Origin of the sequence: Brachyspira sp. (assembly GCF_050873525.1) — a bacterium.
Classification (GTDB): domain Bacteria; phylum Spirochaetota; class Brachyspiria; order Brachyspirales; family Brachyspiraceae; genus Brachyspira.
The window spans coordinates 1-15,496 of the sequence record NZ_JBNMIZ010000036.1 but is presented as its reverse complement, the minus strand read 5'-3'; the positions used below and the strand labels follow the sequence as shown (position 1 = coordinate 15,496).

Annotated in this window: 14 protein-coding genes; 8 read left to right on the top strand and 6 right to left on the bottom strand. The window is 30.9% G+C overall.

Annotated elements, in window-relative coordinates; all coding sequences use genetic code 11:
* Nucleotides 1–155: 155 nt before the first annotated feature.
* The 8 genes from ACR0QS_RS04290 to ACR0QS_RS04255 all read left to right on the top strand — a co-directional run bounded on the left by ACR0QS_RS04290 (nt 156) and on the right by ACR0QS_RS04255 (nt 8,670).
* Nucleotides 156–1,514, top strand: coding sequence for an FAD-dependent oxidoreductase (locus ACR0QS_RS04290; RefSeq protein WP_432632208.1), 1,359 nt, complete (start codon nt 156–158; stop codon nt 1,512–1,514).
* 589 nt (nt 1,515–2,103) lie between these two features.
* Nucleotides 2,104–3,105 (top strand): LPP20 family lipoprotein, encoded by a 1,002-nt coding sequence (locus ACR0QS_RS04285; protein ID WP_432632207.1) that lies wholly within the window; start codon nt 2,104–2,106, stop codon nt 3,103–3,105.
* A 15-nt stretch (nt 3,106–3,120) separates the two neighbouring features.
* Entirely contained in the window at nt 3,121–3,762 is a 642-nt protein-coding gene (locus ACR0QS_RS04280) for a hypothetical protein (protein ID WP_432632206.1), read from the top strand.
* Nucleotides 3,763–3,827: 65 nt separating this feature from the next.
* Nucleotides 3,828–5,216 carry an ankyrin repeat domain-containing protein gene (locus tag ACR0QS_RS04275; protein WP_432632205.1) on the top strand — a complete coding sequence of 463 codons (1,389 nt, stop codon included), beginning with the start codon at nt 3,828–3,830 and terminating at the stop codon, nt 5,214–5,216.
* A 106-nt stretch (nt 5,217–5,322) separates the two neighbouring features.
* Nucleotides 5,323–6,537 (top strand): ankyrin repeat domain-containing protein, encoded by a 1,215-nt coding sequence (locus ACR0QS_RS04270; RefSeq protein WP_432632204.1) that lies wholly within the window; start codon nt 5,323–5,325, stop codon nt 6,535–6,537.
* 36 nt (nt 6,538–6,573) lie between these two features.
* Nucleotides 6,574–7,296 carry a hypothetical protein gene (locus ACR0QS_RS04265; protein ID WP_432632203.1) on the top strand — a complete coding sequence of 241 codons (723 nt, stop codon included), beginning with the start codon at nt 6,574–6,576 and terminating at the stop codon, nt 7,294–7,296.
* 68 nt (nt 7,297–7,364) lie between these two features.
* On the top strand, nt 7,365–8,150 hold the full coding sequence (locus ACR0QS_RS04260) for a zinc ribbon domain-containing protein (RefSeq protein WP_432632202.1): 786 nt from the start codon (nt 7,365–7,367) through the stop codon (nt 8,148–8,150).
* A gap of 76 nt (nt 8,151–8,226) precedes the next feature.
* Entirely contained in the window at nt 8,227–8,670 is a 444-nt protein-coding gene (locus ACR0QS_RS04255; RefSeq protein WP_432632201.1) for a thermonuclease family protein, read from the top strand.
* A gap of 10 nt (nt 8,671–8,680) precedes the next feature.
* Here the strand turns inward: ACR0QS_RS04255 and msrA are convergent, their stop codons facing one another.
* From msrA to ACR0QS_RS04225, 6 genes are all read right to left on the bottom strand, one after another.
* Entirely contained in the window at nt 8,681–9,181 is a 501-nt protein-coding gene (msrA, locus tag ACR0QS_RS04250; protein WP_432632200.1) for a peptide-methionine (S)-S-oxide reductase MsrA, read from the bottom strand.
* A 95-nt stretch (nt 9,182–9,276) separates the two neighbouring features.
* Nucleotides 9,277–9,990, bottom strand: coding sequence for a serine O-acetyltransferase EpsC (epsC, locus tag ACR0QS_RS04245; RefSeq protein ID WP_432632199.1), 714 nt, complete (start codon nt 9,988–9,990; stop codon nt 9,277–9,279).
* Nucleotides 9,991–10,001: 11 nt separating this feature from the next.
* Nucleotides 10,002–10,913: a PLP-dependent cysteine synthase family protein gene (locus ACR0QS_RS04240; RefSeq protein WP_432632198.1), complete on the bottom strand. Its 912-nt coding sequence runs from the start codon at nt 10,911–10,913 to the stop codon at nt 10,002–10,004.
* 92 nt (nt 10,914–11,005) lie between these two features.
* Nucleotides 11,006–13,609, bottom strand: a complete 2,604-nt coding sequence (locus tag ACR0QS_RS04235; protein WP_432632197.1) for a hypothetical protein — start codon at nt 13,607–13,609, stop codon at nt 11,006–11,008.
* A 126-nt stretch (nt 13,610–13,735) separates the two neighbouring features.
* Nucleotides 13,736–14,332, bottom strand: a complete 597-nt coding sequence (locus ACR0QS_RS04230) for an L-threonylcarbamoyladenylate synthase (RefSeq protein WP_432632196.1) — start codon at nt 14,330–14,332, stop codon at nt 13,736–13,738.
* 3 nt (nt 14,333–14,335) lie between these two features.
* On the bottom strand, nt 14,336–15,361 hold the full coding sequence (locus tag ACR0QS_RS04225; protein WP_432632195.1) for a diguanylate cyclase domain-containing protein: 1,026 nt from the start codon (nt 15,359–15,361) through the stop codon (nt 14,336–14,338).
* Between the last annotated feature and the right edge of the window lie 135 nt (nt 15,362–15,496).

Here is a 15,496-nt window from a genome sequence, read left to right as displayed (position 1 = left end):
GAATAAAATAGATTAGCGAATTATTTATTTCAAATACAATCGTTAAATTTCAATTAAAATTTGTATAATATATAGCTTGACTAAGTATTTATTTTGAACTATAATATTGATTAAATGATACTTAATATTTCAAAAAAACAAAGGGGTTAAAATTTATGAAAGTTATAGTAATAGGCTGCAACCATGCGGGAACATGGGCGGCGAAAACATTGAGAGCGGTAGACCCAAGCGCGACCGTTGTGACTTACGACAGAAACGACAATATATCGTTTTTGGCATGCGGAATAGCTCTTTGGGTAGGCGGCGTAGTAAAAGACCCGAAAGGATTATTCTATGCCAATCCTGAAGGTTTAAAATCTGAAGGCATAGATGTTCATATGGGACATGAAGTAATTAAAGTCGACTGGGCTAATAAAAAACTAACAGTTAAAGAATTGGCTACGGGAAAAGAGTTCGAAGACAATTACGATAAACTTATACTTGCCACAGGTTCTTGGCCCGTAACTCCTCCAATAGAAGGTTTGATGCAGCCTGGAACAAAATACGGTTTGAAAGAGGGAATTTTCTTCTCTAAACTTTTCCAACAAGGACAGGAAATAATAGACGAAATAAAAAAGCCCGAAATCAAAAAAGTTATGGTTGTTGGCGCGGGTTATATCGGAGTCGAATTAATAGAAGCTTTCAAAAATCACGGTAAAGAAGTTATATTAATGGAAGCTATGCCTAGAGTTATGGCAAATTATTTCGACAAAGAAATTACGGACGAAGCGGAAAAAAGAATCAAAGACGCGGGAATAGAAGTTCATTTGGGCGAAACGGTTAAAAAATTTGAAGGCGCGGGCAGAGTTCAAAAAGTCGTAACCGATAAAAGTTCTTACGATGTCGATATGGTAGTTATGTCGGTAGGATTCAGACCAAATAGCGAATTATATAAAGACTATCTTGAAACTCTTCCTAACGGAGCAATCGTTGTAGATACCACGATGAAAACTACAAAAGACCCTAATGTATTTGCAATAGGAGACTGTTCTACCGTATATTCAAGAGCGTCCGAAAAACAAGATTATATAGCTTTGGCTACGAACGCGGTTAGAATGGGAATAGTAGCCGCAAATAACGCATTGGGAAGACATGTCGAATACTGCGGAACTCAAGGTTCTAACGCCATTTGCGTATTCGGTTATAATATGGCTTCTACTGGATGGTCTGAAGAAACTGCAAAGAAAAAAGGCTTAAAAGTAAAAAGCAATTTCTTTAAAGATGCCGAAAGACCAGAGTTTATGCCAACTTACGAAGATGTATTGGTAAAAATAATATACGAAGAAGGAAGCCGCAGAATGATTGGAGCGCAAATAGCTTCAAAACATAACCATGCCGAAGCGATTCACGCGTTCTCGCTTGCAATACAAAACGGTATGACTGTCGACCAGTTCGCGTTATCCGATTTCTTCTTCTTGCCTCACTATAATAAACCTTTGTCTTGGATGACTATGGTTGCTTATACGGCGGGATAATTAAAACGCGGTAATCAAAAAGATTAAAAAATTAAGTCCTCGATAAATTTCATATTTGTCGGGGATTTTTTATTTTGTTTATATATGATTTGATTGATTTTAAAAAAAACTTATTTTAACGCTTAATAAAATTTAATTTTAGAATTTAATTCCATTAATAGTGGATTGCTTCGGACTTTGTCCTCGCAATGACAAAAATAATCTATAGTCATTACGAGGGCTTTTAGCCCGCGACAAAGTCGGGCAGACGCCAAGTAATCTATTTTATTTGGATTGCTTCATTACATTCGCAATGACTAAATTTTTTTTAGAATTTTTTTATTTTAAAGTGTTGACAATTTTTTTAAATGTTGTATAATTTATACTATGATAACGATAAATAAAAATATTATAAAACAAATTCGCGCGAGCCGAGCCGAGCTTTCACTTTAAACTTTTTTCAAGTTTATGTTTACTTACTAATTATAAAATATTATTCTATTTATTCATTAAAAACTTATTCAAATTCTTTTTTGAATTTAATAAATTTATTGAGGGAAAAATCAATTATTCTAAATATTTTTACGGAATATATTTGAAGGAATTTGTTATGAAGAAATTATTTATTTGTATTTTATTATTAATAGTTTGTATAAATCTTTACGGACAAAAGCATCCCGAATGGATAGAAAATCCGTCAAAAGTTTATGATAAAAATATTTACGAAGTCGGAGTCGGACAAGGTTTAAGCGAGAAAGAAGCGGAAGACAACGCCTATTCGGTTTTGGCAAATATTTTTGGAATGAAAATATCGGTCGATACGAAAGCCAATGAAAAATATATTGAAACCTCTTTGGGCGTAGAAGAAATTAGAAGTTTGGATAACAGCACAAAAATAGAAGCCGAACATAATCTGATAAATGTAAAAATAGATTCGAGGTATTACGATTCAAAAAAGAATAGATATTATGCGATTGCCGTTTTAAATAAAAAAGAAACCGTTTCTCTTCTAAATAAAAAGATTAAAGATAATATAAAAATCATAGATTCTTATATATTAAAATCGAATAGCGAAAGAGATTTATTTGATAAATATTATAGTTTGTATATAGCTTATATTTTTTCGGAAAAGAACGAAAATTTTATAAATCAATTATCTATCTTGGATAATTCCTCAAAGATAGACATTCTGGCTAATTATAGAATTGAAAGCATAAAATCAAATATGGAAAATATAAAAAGAAAAATATCTTTCGGTATAGACGCTTTTGATATCACTCCAAATATAGAATCGGCAATAGAACATTCAATAAGCGATTTGGGATTTAAGATTAGTTCCAATCCGAGTTATACATTTAGAGATAAATTTACTTTTGACGGAAACGATACGGGATACGGAATGTATATTATGAATTACACTTTGATTTTGGAACTTATAAATTATAACGGAGATAGAATAGCGTCTTTTAAGTTTAGGGGAAAGGACGGCGGTTCTTCGGAAAAGGACGCAAAAAAAGTAATAATGAATAAATTGGCTAAAGATATTAATTTGAATTTATCGTCTCAAATATCAAATTATTTGGACGGTAAATTTAAAAATATAAAATACTAATCAAGGAGTTAGATTATGTTTAACACTAACAAAAAAATTATTTTCGTATTTGCGTTTATATTCGCATTAAACGCTGTATTCTTTTCGGCAAATGTTTTTGCTCAAAGAAAAAGAATAAAATACGACATCATCGACCAAAGGGGCGGGAAGAGAGCGAAACAACCTAAATGGATGTTTAAGGGAACTACGGCTCTCGAAAAAGATTATCCAAACAAAATGGCTTTTATAATCAGCGGAAGAGGTAAAAGCTTAAATTTTGTGGAAAGCTGGGCGAAAAGGGTAAATTCTTCGAGCGAGGTTGCAAGGTATTTATCGCAGTCCATTACCGATATGACGGCAGCATCCGAATACGGCGGAGACGAAAGTTTTCAAAGAACTATGGAAACTCTTACTACCTCCGTATCGAAAGTAAAAATATCTGGTTTGAGGCGAGAAGACGACTGGTGGATATTGAAAGAGTATAAAGACGGCTCTAAAAAAGGACAACAGGAATACGAATATTATGTTTTGTATCTTATCGACTCGGAGATAATGCAGAGAATCATTAATAATGAAGTTGAAAAAGCCATATCGGGCGAAAATGAAGAGACTAAATCCCGCGTAAAATCGGCTATGGATAAATTGACTTACGAATATATAGAAAATGACGGAGAATGATTAAAGTTTATGGGATAATTATGCTTTAAATAATTATCCCATAAATTAAATAGCTGGAGCGGACAATGATAAAAAATATATTTATATTATTTATAGCGATTTTTAATTTTCAGTTGTTTTCGGAAGAGAAGATAAAGGTTGCAGTTTTGCCGTTTTCGAGCGCAAATGAAGAAGAAGGCGATACATTGGCTTCTATGTTTGCAAACGAATTGAGTAAAAGAAAGGTTTATAGAGTTCTTACACGAAATAGTCAAATGGAAAAAGTAATGAAAGAATTAAACTTTCAAAGAAACGGCTTGACGGATGAAAATACAAGAATAGAAATAGGACGCGCCTTGAACGCTCAATATGTTTTGGCAGGCGAAGTAAGAAAATTGGGAAGGAATAATGTCCTCATAGTCAGTATGATAAATGTTGAAACTTTTGAAAACAAAACGGGAGATAACAAATCATTTAGGAATATAGAGGATGTTATTCAATTTGTGCCTCAAATAGTCAATGAAATAACGGGAACGAGAGGAAGAACGGTAGTCGATATTGATATTTTCGGAGATGAAAGCGAGAAAACCGTTGTTACTTCGGGAGATAAAGCCGCTTTAGAGAGGGTTATAAATAAGAGAAAAGGAGAAAAATATATTAAGGATATAGAGACAGCCGTTTTAGTAGATATAAATCGTTATATAAATTATAAGGGAAGCTATGTGCCACAATATAAACAAGGTTCTTATATGGCTAATGAAGTTACTCCGTTAATGATAGCTTCTGCATTTAAATATAATGATTTATTAAAAGCTTTAGTAAGTGTAGGAGCTGATTTAGATTTAAAAAGCGCTAAAGACGATAAAAAGAGAATTTATAATACCGCTTTAAATTATTCTATATTGTCTGAAAATGTTGAAGGAGTTTCTATACTTTTGAATGCGGGAGCAAGTATAGATAACAGAAGCGATTATTTGCATGACGCGATAGAAGTAAATAATTTAAATATCGTTAAACTTCTTGTTAGTAAAGGTATAGATGTAAATCAAATAGCCAAAGAAGAAAATGGGACTTATTATTATGAAGGAAGAAGCCCGTTATCTTTAGCCGTATTTAAAGAGAATGCAGATATTGTAAAATTTCTTTTATTACATGACGCCAATGTGAATATGGACGAAGAACCAATTTTATACACAGCGGTAAATTGGTATGATAATTATAAAAAGAGTTCTATTAATATAATAAAATTATTATTGGATGCGGGAGCGGATATAGATATTAGATATAGCGGAAATACTCCGTTAATTACGGCTATTAAAAAAGGTTATGCGGATGTCGTAAAACTATTAATAGAATACGGAGCGGATGTTAATTATGCGGATAAAAAAGGAAAAAAGCCTTTATATTACGCTATAAATATTTCAAAAAAGAATGAGATAATAAAACTTTTAGTAGACGAAGGAGCTACGGAGTAATTAAATATATTTTTATAAAAAAGGATTAAATTAAAAGATATTTTAGCAAAAAGCATTTATTTATTTAAATGTTTTTAATAAAAAAATTAAATCAAAGGAGTTCCTTATGAAGAAACAAATTAAACAAAACAATGTAATAAAAATAGCAACTACAATTTTACTATTTTTATCAATTAACTTAAATGCTGAATATTATTGGTCATTTATTGATGAATTAGTCAATAATATAAAACAAGGCAATCTAGAAAGTATGAAAATATTAGAGGAGCATTTATTCGGCTGTATTGATGGAATGAAAGAAGATACTTTTTTACAAACAATTGAATATATAAATAAAAAAATAAATTTCAATTTTAATGCCACAAATGAATACGGCTATACATTTTTAATGAGAGCTTCAAGAATAGGTAGTTTAAAAATAGTTAAATCATTAATAGGTTATGGAGCGGATGTTAATGCCAAAAATAATGATGGGGAAACTGTTTTAATGTTGACTTCAAATTTAGATATAATTAAATTATTAATAAATAATGGAGCAGATATTAATGCCAAAAGTAATAATGGAGGAACAGCTTTAATGTGGGCTTCAGGTTTATTATCTGGCGGTAATTTAGAGAGGATTAAATTATTAATAGATAATGGAGCGGATATTAATGCTAAAGATGATTATGGAAAAACAGCTTTAATGAGAGTTTCGTCTGATGGTAATTTAGAGATAGTAAAATTATTAGTAGACAATGGGGCGGATATTAATGCTAAAAGTAAAAATGGCGGGACTGCTTTAACAGTTGTAGACTATAAAAATTGGGAAATAGTAAAATTATTAATAGATAATGGGGCAGATGTTAATGCTAAAGATAATAGTATGTTTGGAACTTCTCCTTTAATAATAAGATTTATAGATAATATAAATAATGGTATATATAACGATGAATATAGTGAGATATTAGAAAAAATTAAATTTTTGATAGATAAAGGAGCGGATGTTAATGCTAAAGATGGTATAGGTTCGTCTGTTTTACATAGAACTATATATATATTAGATAAGCAAAGGCATCATAGCGGTTTGGTTTTAGAAATAGCTAAATTATTAATAGACAATGGAGCAAATATTAATTTTAAACTTCAGAGTAATGGATATTCTCCTTTAATGTATGCAGCGATATATAATGATTTAGATATAGTAAAATTACTAGTACAAAATGGAGCGAATGTTAATGCTAAAAGTAAAAATGGTGATACTGCTTTAACATTTGCTAAAAGAAAAGGTAGTAGTGGCAATGAGGTAGTTAAATTTTTAATAAGTTGCGGAGCTAAATAAATAATTTGTATATTTATAAAACAAAAGGATAATAAAATGAAAACACTAACAAAATTATTTTTAATTATATTTATAACAATTCCATTAATTGCTTGTAGTAATACCTTAAATAAGGTTAAAGGTAAAGCCTATGTAAACGAAGAATTAGAGACTGCAGTATATTTTAATGGAAAAAAGGCTTCTTTAATGGTGCAAGGAGAAGATGGAGGTGAGTTTGAATTGGCTATGAAATGGAAAAATATATTGTTTTACCATAAAGAAGAAAGTAATTTTTATCAAATATTTATTTTAGAAGGCAATACATTGTATTTTACGGCTATGCATACATCCGAAATTGAAAGAATAGGAGGCGTTTCGGGGCTACAAGTCGATGAATATAATAAAGAATATTATATACCGCTTAAATTAATTAAAGATATAAATAGTTATTTTAATAGCCTTGAAGTAAGAGATAATAAAAAAGCTAATAATGAAAGAGCTAATAATCAAGGAATAGAAAGATATGCGGGAAGTTGGTGCATGGACTATAGCGGAGAGAATGAATTACTTTTCGTAATATCGTCCGATGGTAATATAACTTTTTCTGACGGGCAAATAGTTAAAGCGAGAGATATAACTAAAAGTAGCGATGAAAGTTATAGTTTTGAAAATAATGATGGAACTATAGAATTAGATTTTTATGAAGATGTTAATTGTTCAATGACTATTTATAGCCAAGATAAAGCGGGATTTGTAATAGACCTTGTAAAAAATAATTAATTATTTTAGCAAAAAGCATTTATTTATTTAAATGTTTTTAATAAAAAATCAAATCAAAGGAGAAAGTCATGTTTTGTGCAAATTGCGGAAAAGAAATTAAAGAAGGAATGAATTTTTGTTCTTCCTGCGGAGGTAAAATCGAACCAATCAATAATGAGGAGGTTATAAACGACAATATTAACAATACTGAAAATAATGTTAATATCGACATAAAAGAGGAGCAAAAAGAAAACGATACGATTAATAATAGCGTATATTCTACATCTGATTTTTATATTAGTATAAAAGGAATAAAATCAAGATTTGACCATGGATATAATAGTATGCAATTTTTTTCTATTTTTTTACCAATACCTATTTGGATAATATTACAACTTAAAGATAACTCTTATTATTATGATTATAAATCATCTCTTTATTCTGCTATACTTTTCTTGTTAATATTACCTATAACTACCTTTATAATTGCAAATAAAATTAATCCTCGAGGCGTATTTATTGATATGCAAAATGGAGTTCTAATTAAAAATAAAAAATCAAAATTTGGTTTTTTAAGAGACGAACTTTATTTAAAAGAAGTATTTGCCGTTAGAGTTAAAAGTTTTAATATAGACGCCATTCCGTTTCCTAAAGGTAAATGGTATAACGCTTTATTTGGAAGCGGAGAATTTTACAAATTTACATTTTTTGATAAAGTCGGAAGTCCTCTATTGAATATACATTTAACGAATAAAAGTGATAGAGATAAACTTATTGAAGCGCTTAAAATGATATTTAATACATTAGGCAAATATGATATTCAGATAGAAGTCAATAATTCCGTAAGTAGAGATTTTGACGAATTGGCTATGTAAATAAATTAATATACTTAAAAATTAATAAAAAATATTTATTAGGGGCAGTTTAATAACTGCCTCTTATTTTTATATAATGAAAAATATATTACAAATAATTATTATTTTGTTTTTAATTCAAACCACTTTAATAACCGCTAACTATAAAGACGAAATAAAAGATTTTACAATAGTCAAAGTTAGAGACGGAGATACTTTTGTAATCAATATAGAAAATGTTCCAGATGTTTTCGGAAGGAATATAGCCGTTCGGATAAGAGGAATAGATACGCCAGAATTAAACGATAAAAGAGAGGAAATAAGAAATATAGCTATAAAAGCAAAAGAGGAATTAGAAAAACTATTTAATAGTGGAAATAAAATTATTTTATATAATTTGGGACGAGATAAGTATTTTCGATTATTGGCAAGCGTAAAGGTTGATGATGGCAACATGCCTGCAGGTGCGATTGATGTTGCAGAGTATTTAATTAAAAAAGGTTTGGCGAAATCTTACGATGGAGGAGCTAAAGTTTGGTGAATATATTTATTCAAAATATCTTATTATAAAAATGACAATAAGGAATCGAGCCTTTTTTGAAATAATAATCCTGATGATAATCTTCCGCTTCGTAAAAATTTTTATATTCTCTTAAAGTCGTGGCGACATCGTAGCCTTTTTCTTTCAAAATATTAATATACTTTTCTGCTACCGATTTTTCTTCTTCGTTTTGATAAAAAATAGCGGATAAATATTGAGAGCCAATATCCGGTCCCTGTCCGTTTTTTTGAGTAAAATTATGAGTTTCAAAAAATAATTTAACCAAATCTTCGTAAGTCGTTTTATCGGCATCGTATCCCACTTTTACAGTTTCCAAATGTCCCGTTAATCCCGTGCAAACTTCCATATAAGTCGGGTTTGCTTTATGTCCGCCAGCATATCCGCTAATCGCTTCGAATACTCCTTCCGCTTGTTGAAACCAGTATTCTGTTCCCCAGAAACATCCAGAAGCAAAGTAGCAGTATTTTGCATTTTTAGGTATATCGTTCATCTTCTTTTCCTTGATATAATAATTATTGCTATATGCAAAAAGTAAAATAAAAATTGCAGTCAAAAAAATTAATATTTTCTTTGTCATAATAAATTCTAACTCAAAACAACTCTCTCGTTTTCTTTAACCGATTCCAATACGATACAATTCGCTCCTATTATTGCGTTCGAGCCGATTACAGTAGTTCCGCCGAATATTGAAGCGTTGGCATAAATCGTAACATTATCGCAAACCGTAGGATGTCTTTTTTCGTTTTCGAGTCCTCTTCCGTTTTTTAGAGATAAAGCTCCCAAAGTAACGCCTTGATATATTTTTACATGATGCCCGATAATAGTCGTCTCTCCGATTACTATTCCCGTTCCATGGTCTATAAAAAAATATTCTCCTATTTTCGCTCCAGGGTGAATATCGATTCCCGTTTTTGAATGTGCGTATTCCGATATTATTCTTGCCGTCAAATATTCTTTTTGATTATAAAATATATGAGAAATTCTATAATGAAATATCGCCCTAAATCCCGGATAAGTTAAAATAATCTCTTCGTAAGATTTGCAGGCGGGGTCCGAATCGAAAAAGAATTCCAAATCTTTTTTTAAGACAATTTTAATTTCGTCCAGCCGTTTTATAAAATCTTCCAAATTGGAATTGTTAGAAACTATTTTTAAATAAAGTTTTGAAATATTTTTTTTAATATTATCAATCTTCCCCGACTCTCTAAAAAAATCGGGGAAAATATAATCTCTGATATGCTTTACAATATCTTTTATATCTTTTTTATTAGGCAATTCTTTAAAAGTTTTTAATATCATAAATCAAAAATTTAATTCCATGTATATCTTTCGCCCGTATCGGGTAAAATGGAAAGTATTTTTATATCTTTATTAACTTCTATTTTCCTGCTTAATTCAATCGCTCCGTAAACGCTCGCTCCAGAAGATATTCCGACAAGCAAACCTTCCGTTAGGCAAATATCTCTCGCCGTATTTATAGCGTTATCGTCCGAAACATCTATTATCTCGCTTATAACTTTCTGGTCCAAAATCTCTGGAATAAAATTCGCTCCTATTCCTTGAATTTTATGAGGAGACGCTTTGCCTTTCGTAAGTAGAGGTGAAGATTCTGGTTCTACTCCGACAACTTTCGTCTGTTTATTATTATCCAAAATATATTTGCCGATTCCTGTAGCCGTTCCGCCCGTTCCTATTCCAGCGACTATATAATCGATATCGGGAATATCTTTGAATATTTCGGGAGCGGTATAATTATAATGCGCCTTAACATTCGACTGATTTACAAACTGCCCGGGAATAACCGAATCTTTTATCTCTTTATTTAATTGATTCGCTCTTTCAACCGCAACGCTCATTCCTCCGTCAACAAGTTCGAGTTTAGCGCCGTAATCTTTTATGAGTTTTCTTCTCTCTTGCGACATAGAAGACGGCATAACTATTATAACATTGAGTTTCAAATAAGAGCCTATAGCCGCCATAGCGATTCCCGTGTTTCCAGAAGTCGGCTCAATTATCGTAGAACCTTCTTTTAATTTTCCGCTTTCAAATAAATCTAGCAGCATTTGTTTAACGGGTCTGTCCTTAACCGAACCTATCGGATTATTTTTTTCTATCTTTCCGAAAAGTTTAATTCGTTCGTTCAAATTAAATTTTTTCTCTATTTTTTCAAGTCGGACAATGGGAGTATTTCCAACTAGTTCCAAGACATTATTGAATATCATTTATATCCTCCAATAAATTTAAATTGTTTGAAAAATCTTACATTACTATAAAAAGAATGTCAATAGCATATTATTTGAAATTATATAAAAAATTATTCCCTCAAAAAACCGTATTCATAAATCTTCGGTTCAATCTTCTTTGCCAAAATATTCATTTTATCTTTCAAATCTTTTATCAGTTTATTATATTCTTCGTCTTTGCTCTTATTATTCATTTTGCCTTTTTCGTTTCGTCCTTGAAAATATTCTTTTATATCGTAAAGGCTCGCATTCGCATTGTAAGATTTTTCTATACAATTTTTATGATAATATTTCCAAAGTTCGAGTCCCGCATCAAATACATTTTTCGCTTCGGGAGAAAATTCAATCGGCTTTGTCGGAATGAAATTTTTATTTTCAAATAGATTTTCATTTTGGATTGCTTCGCCTAACGGCTCGCAATGACTATTGTCTTTCCCGTCATTCCGAACGATTTTATTATTACCGTCATTACGAGGGCTTTGCCCGCGACAAAGTCGGGCAGTAGCCAAGTAATCTATTTTTGGATTGCCACGCTCACGCTCGCAATGACGACTAATTTTCCCGTCTATAAAATCCTTCATAAAATGCGAATTGAAAGCCTTTTTTGAATTTACTTCATTTTCGCTAAACGGTATCCAATGATTAACTCCATGCGAACTTGAAATTCTATTTTGTCCATGAAATAAAGCGAAAGCCAAGCAGTCGCTTTGAAAATTCGCCGAAGGCGTGCCTTTGGCATTATCTTCTTCCCATTTATCGTTAGGATATAAAAATTGGTCTCTATCGTTTATCCAAGTCGCTTCAATGCAATGTCGAATTGCAAGATACATGCAAGATTGAATTAAATTATTTTCCGTTATTATATTTGTATGATTAAAATTATTTTCGGAGCTTATTCTAATATAATTATGATTTTGAAAATCGTTTCCTCTCGTATTCATAACTCCAATTTCTTTTCCGTTATTATCATAAAATGCACTATACCAATCGTTTATTTTTTTATTCGTTTTATATTCTGAATAAAATTTTTTTTGAGATATAAAATCGCCGTCTTCATCATAAACATCAACTGTAATATTTTTAAGTTTATCTTTTTTAAAAGTATTCCAAATTAAAAATCCAATCGGAAATTTGCCACTAACATTATCAAAAGTATAAGCGGGACAAATAAAACCTTTCAAAAATTTCGCCTTAAAATATTCTCTAAATCCTATAAAATTTGCAGAATTAACATATTTTAAAGTAGAAAAAGAAGCTAAAATGCAATTTGGAATTTCTTTATAAATTCTAATAAAGAATTGCGCGAATATTTCATTATTTGCCTTTCCTAAAAAATCTTTATAAACTTCGCTTATTTTATTTCCTCTTGCAACTAATTTTTTATTATCTCCTGTTTGCGTTACTTGTGTAGCGCTTGCAGCTTCCGCATAAGGAGGATTAATAAAAATTATCAGCTTTTGAGGTTCGTTCTTTATTATCTCCGACAATTCTTTAGGAAGTTTGGAAAAATCATCGTTCAAAAAATCAAATTGAAAAACATTGCTCGCAAGTAAATCGCATTTATTATCTTTAATTCTATCAATCATTCCGTCAACATCGCTTTTGTCGAGCGTGCTAACAAAAATTCTATATTTATCGTTCAAGCCGACAAGCAAATTACCCGAACCTGCGGCGCAGTCCCAAAAATAATATTCGTCTTGATAATTCTCGCCCAAAGCCTGCGCCAAATATTCCTGAGCTTTCTTCACCCAAATTCTCGGCGTGAAATACGCTCCTTTGCGCTCTCTAATATCCTGCGGAACAAGTTCGTCTCTGCGATAGATTATATAATCCTGCACTTCTTCTTTCGGCGGGCGCTCGTAATTATTCCAAAATGAAAGATGCGCTTTCTGTCCGTCCGTAAAATGAAATTCCGAAAATAAATCTTTTTCTTTTTCCCGCTTCACTTTTACTTTATAATAATCGCCTTTCAAAAGAATTCTAATATTTTCTCTAATCTCTTCGGTATTGTTGTTTCGGCTTAATAAATCGGCGATATAAAAATCGGTATCCAAAATTTCGGGCTTCTCGTTTTCCCAATCGATGCTTATCGTAGGTTTTACGCTTTCAAGCCAGTCGTAATAAACATTTTTAAAATTATTTTTAGTGATTTGAATTTTATAAGTATTGACATTTCCGCGAATAAAATTATTTTTAATAAATTCTTTAAGCTGCGCTTTGTTTTTATCAAAATAAAAAATTAAACTTTCTTTTTCCAAAATATCTTTGGCGATTTCGTAAATCTGTTTAAACTCTTTCGTTTCATGGTCACTCGGAGTGACATTCCAATTAAAATCATTTTGACTAAATACGCTCGTTATTTTATAATTTGGCAAGAATGCGATTTTCTCCGCGTCAAAAGCTCCGAAATAATGCGGAGGAAGTAAATTGCTCCGTTTCATTTCTGCCTTTCCAATCGTTAAAATAAGCTGAACTATGCTTTCGTAAATGTCTGCCTTATTTCCTCTTTTAGCTTCCGCCCAGAGATAATATTCTTTTTTATTTCCTTTGGCATTCGAGTCGGCAACCATAAAATCTATATTGTCGGTTATATCGGTGGCATCAAATTTACTAAAAAAATCTTTTGCGACTTTAAGTTTTAAACTCTCTTCGACTAATTTTAAATCGTATCCCATTGTTTAATAATATATTCGTTTTCATAAAAATCAAGGCAATATAAAAAATTACAAATATTGAAGAAGCCAAAAAATTTTATTTGGAAGAAGAAAAATGAAAGAATATAAAATAATTTAAATTAAAAATTATTCCTTCAAATAAATCTCGCCTTGACGGAGAATTTTTTTATTTATAGAATCGTATAAAGTCGATGGGAGTTTTTTTTCTATTAATCCTGCATTGATTATTAAATCCACTTTGTCTTTGAAAATTTCTACTATTTTGTCTCCTTCGTAAATTATTCCTCCGCCCGAAAAATTTGCGGACGGAGCGACAATCGGAGGAGTTTTTTTAAGGACAAGGTTCATGTAATTGTCTTTTGGAATTCGGATTGCAACGGTTGATTTTAAGAATTCAAAATTATATTTTAAATTTGTTGATAAAGGCATTATAAAAGTCAATTCGCCCGGAATATTTTTTTTGACAATTTCTGGAATCGGCATATCGGAAAATAATTTCAAATCTTTTTCGCTTTCAAGCAATATTAATAAAGGTTTGTCTTTTTCTCTTCCTTTGATTTCGTAAATTCTCTGAACAGCATTTGGATTAAAAGCGTTGGCAAGCATTCCGTAAACCGTGTCGGTTGGAGAGATAACCACTCCGCCATCTTTGATAACTTTGGCGACTTCGTTTGCCGCATATTTGACGCTTTCAATATCGTTTTTATTAAGGCTAATAATCATATTTTATTTTCTTATTATTGTTGGATGAATATAAACGGAAGCGAAACCTCTTCTTTTAGCGTTATGCAAAGCCAAAAGCGAAGGCGAAATTTCTTTTTCAATATTATTTTCAAAATGATAAGTTTTTCTGTAAGCCGTGTAGGATATTCCCGCCGACATTGTATATTTTATAAGCATTCCGTTATAATCGAGTTCGTTTTTGCCGACTAAATTTTTTATCTCTTCGACTTTTTCATCGTATAATCTAACATCCATTCTTTTAAATGCCACTATGAATTCGTTATTTCCCAAACGAGCAATTAAATCTTCCTCTCTGCTCGCGTCTTTCAAAACTTTTGTAAATTGAAGAATTATCTCTTCCGCCGCCATTATTCCGAATTCGTTTATTATATTTTCTAGTCCGTCAATACAAAAACATGACAATATAATCGTATCTTCATGCCGAACGCTTTCAAAAACAAATTTTTTAAATTGTTTGTAGAATTCTTTTTTATTGTCGAGTCCCGTTTCCAAATCGTAATTTAGCAACTCGTCATATTTTTTTTGAGCCTCTTTAAAAGATTTATAATGTTCTTCCGAAACATCTTTAAGATTATTTAATTCGTCTTCAATATTATCATTCTGTTTGATTAATTTATTATTTTCTACAAATAATTTTTTTAGTTTCAAAGCTCCGTTAACCGAAGCGATAAATTCCATTTCGTCAAAAGGAGTGAATATTAAACCGTCTATTCCCAAACCAATTGCCTCTTCTATGAATTCCATTTTTCTGTAAGGCGTGCTTAATAGAATAACGGGAATTCCTTTTGTGTTTTCTTCGTTTTTAAAAGTTTCAAGCAACTGCAATCCTTGAGAATCTCCAATATCGGCGTCAAGGATTATCAAATCTATGGAACTTTCGTTTGCAATTTCGATTCCTTTCGAGCGCGATTTTGTCGGAATAGGATTATAATGTCTTTCTTTTAAAATATCGGTTATTTTTTCAACAAGTTCGTTTCTATATTCTATGACTAAAATATTTTCATTCATAATAAACGCTTTTTATATGATTAATTATTTTATTTTATATTTTTAATTTAAAGTTCTTTTTTAAATATCGTAAATAAACGGAATATATTGAATAAAAAATATGATGTAACTTTTTGAAGTTTTTTGATTATGTTT

Coding starts and splice junctions, on each gene's coding strand:
- ACR0QS_RS04290 (WP_432632208.1), top strand. CDS start 156: ATGAAAGTTATAGTAATAGGCTGCAACCATGCGGGAACATGGGCGGCG.
- ACR0QS_RS04285 (WP_432632207.1), top strand. CDS start 2,104: ATGAAGAAATTATTTATTTGTATTTTATTATTAATAGTTTGTATAAAT.
- ACR0QS_RS04280 (WP_432632206.1), top strand. CDS start 3,121: ATGTTTAACACTAACAAAAAAATTATTTTCGTATTTGCGTTTATATTC.
- ACR0QS_RS04275 (WP_432632205.1), top strand. CDS start 3,828: ATGATAAAAAATATATTTATATTATTTATAGCGATTTTTAATTTTCAG.
- ACR0QS_RS04270 (WP_432632204.1), top strand. CDS start 5,323: ATGAAGAAACAAATTAAACAAAACAATGTAATAAAAATAGCAACTACA.
- ACR0QS_RS04265 (WP_432632203.1), top strand. CDS start 6,574: ATGAAAACACTAACAAAATTATTTTTAATTATATTTATAACAATTCCA.
- ACR0QS_RS04260 (WP_432632202.1), top strand. CDS start 7,365: ATGTTTTGTGCAAATTGCGGAAAAGAAATTAAAGAAGGAATGAATTTT.
- ACR0QS_RS04255 (WP_432632201.1), top strand. CDS start 8,227: ATGAAAAATATATTACAAATAATTATTATTTTGTTTTTAATTCAAACC.
- msrA (WP_432632200.1), bottom strand. CDS start 9,181: ATGAACGATATACCTAAAAATGCAAAATACTGCTACTTTGCTTCTGGA.
- epsC (WP_432632199.1), bottom strand. CDS start 9,990: ATGATATTAAAAACTTTTAAAGAATTGCCTAATAAAAAAGATATAAAA.
- ACR0QS_RS04240 (WP_432632198.1), bottom strand. CDS start 10,913: ATGATATTCAATAATGTCTTGGAACTAGTTGGAAATACTCCCATTGTC.
- ACR0QS_RS04235 (WP_432632197.1), bottom strand. CDS start 13,609: ATGGGATACGATTTAAAATTAGTCGAAGAGAGTTTAAAACTTAAAGTC.
- ACR0QS_RS04230 (WP_432632196.1), bottom strand. CDS start 14,332: ATGATTATTAGCCTTAATAAAAACGATATTGAAAGCGTCAAATATGCG.
- ACR0QS_RS04225 (WP_432632195.1), bottom strand. CDS start 15,361: ATGAATGAAAATATTTTAGTCATAGAATATAGAAACGAACTTGTTGAA.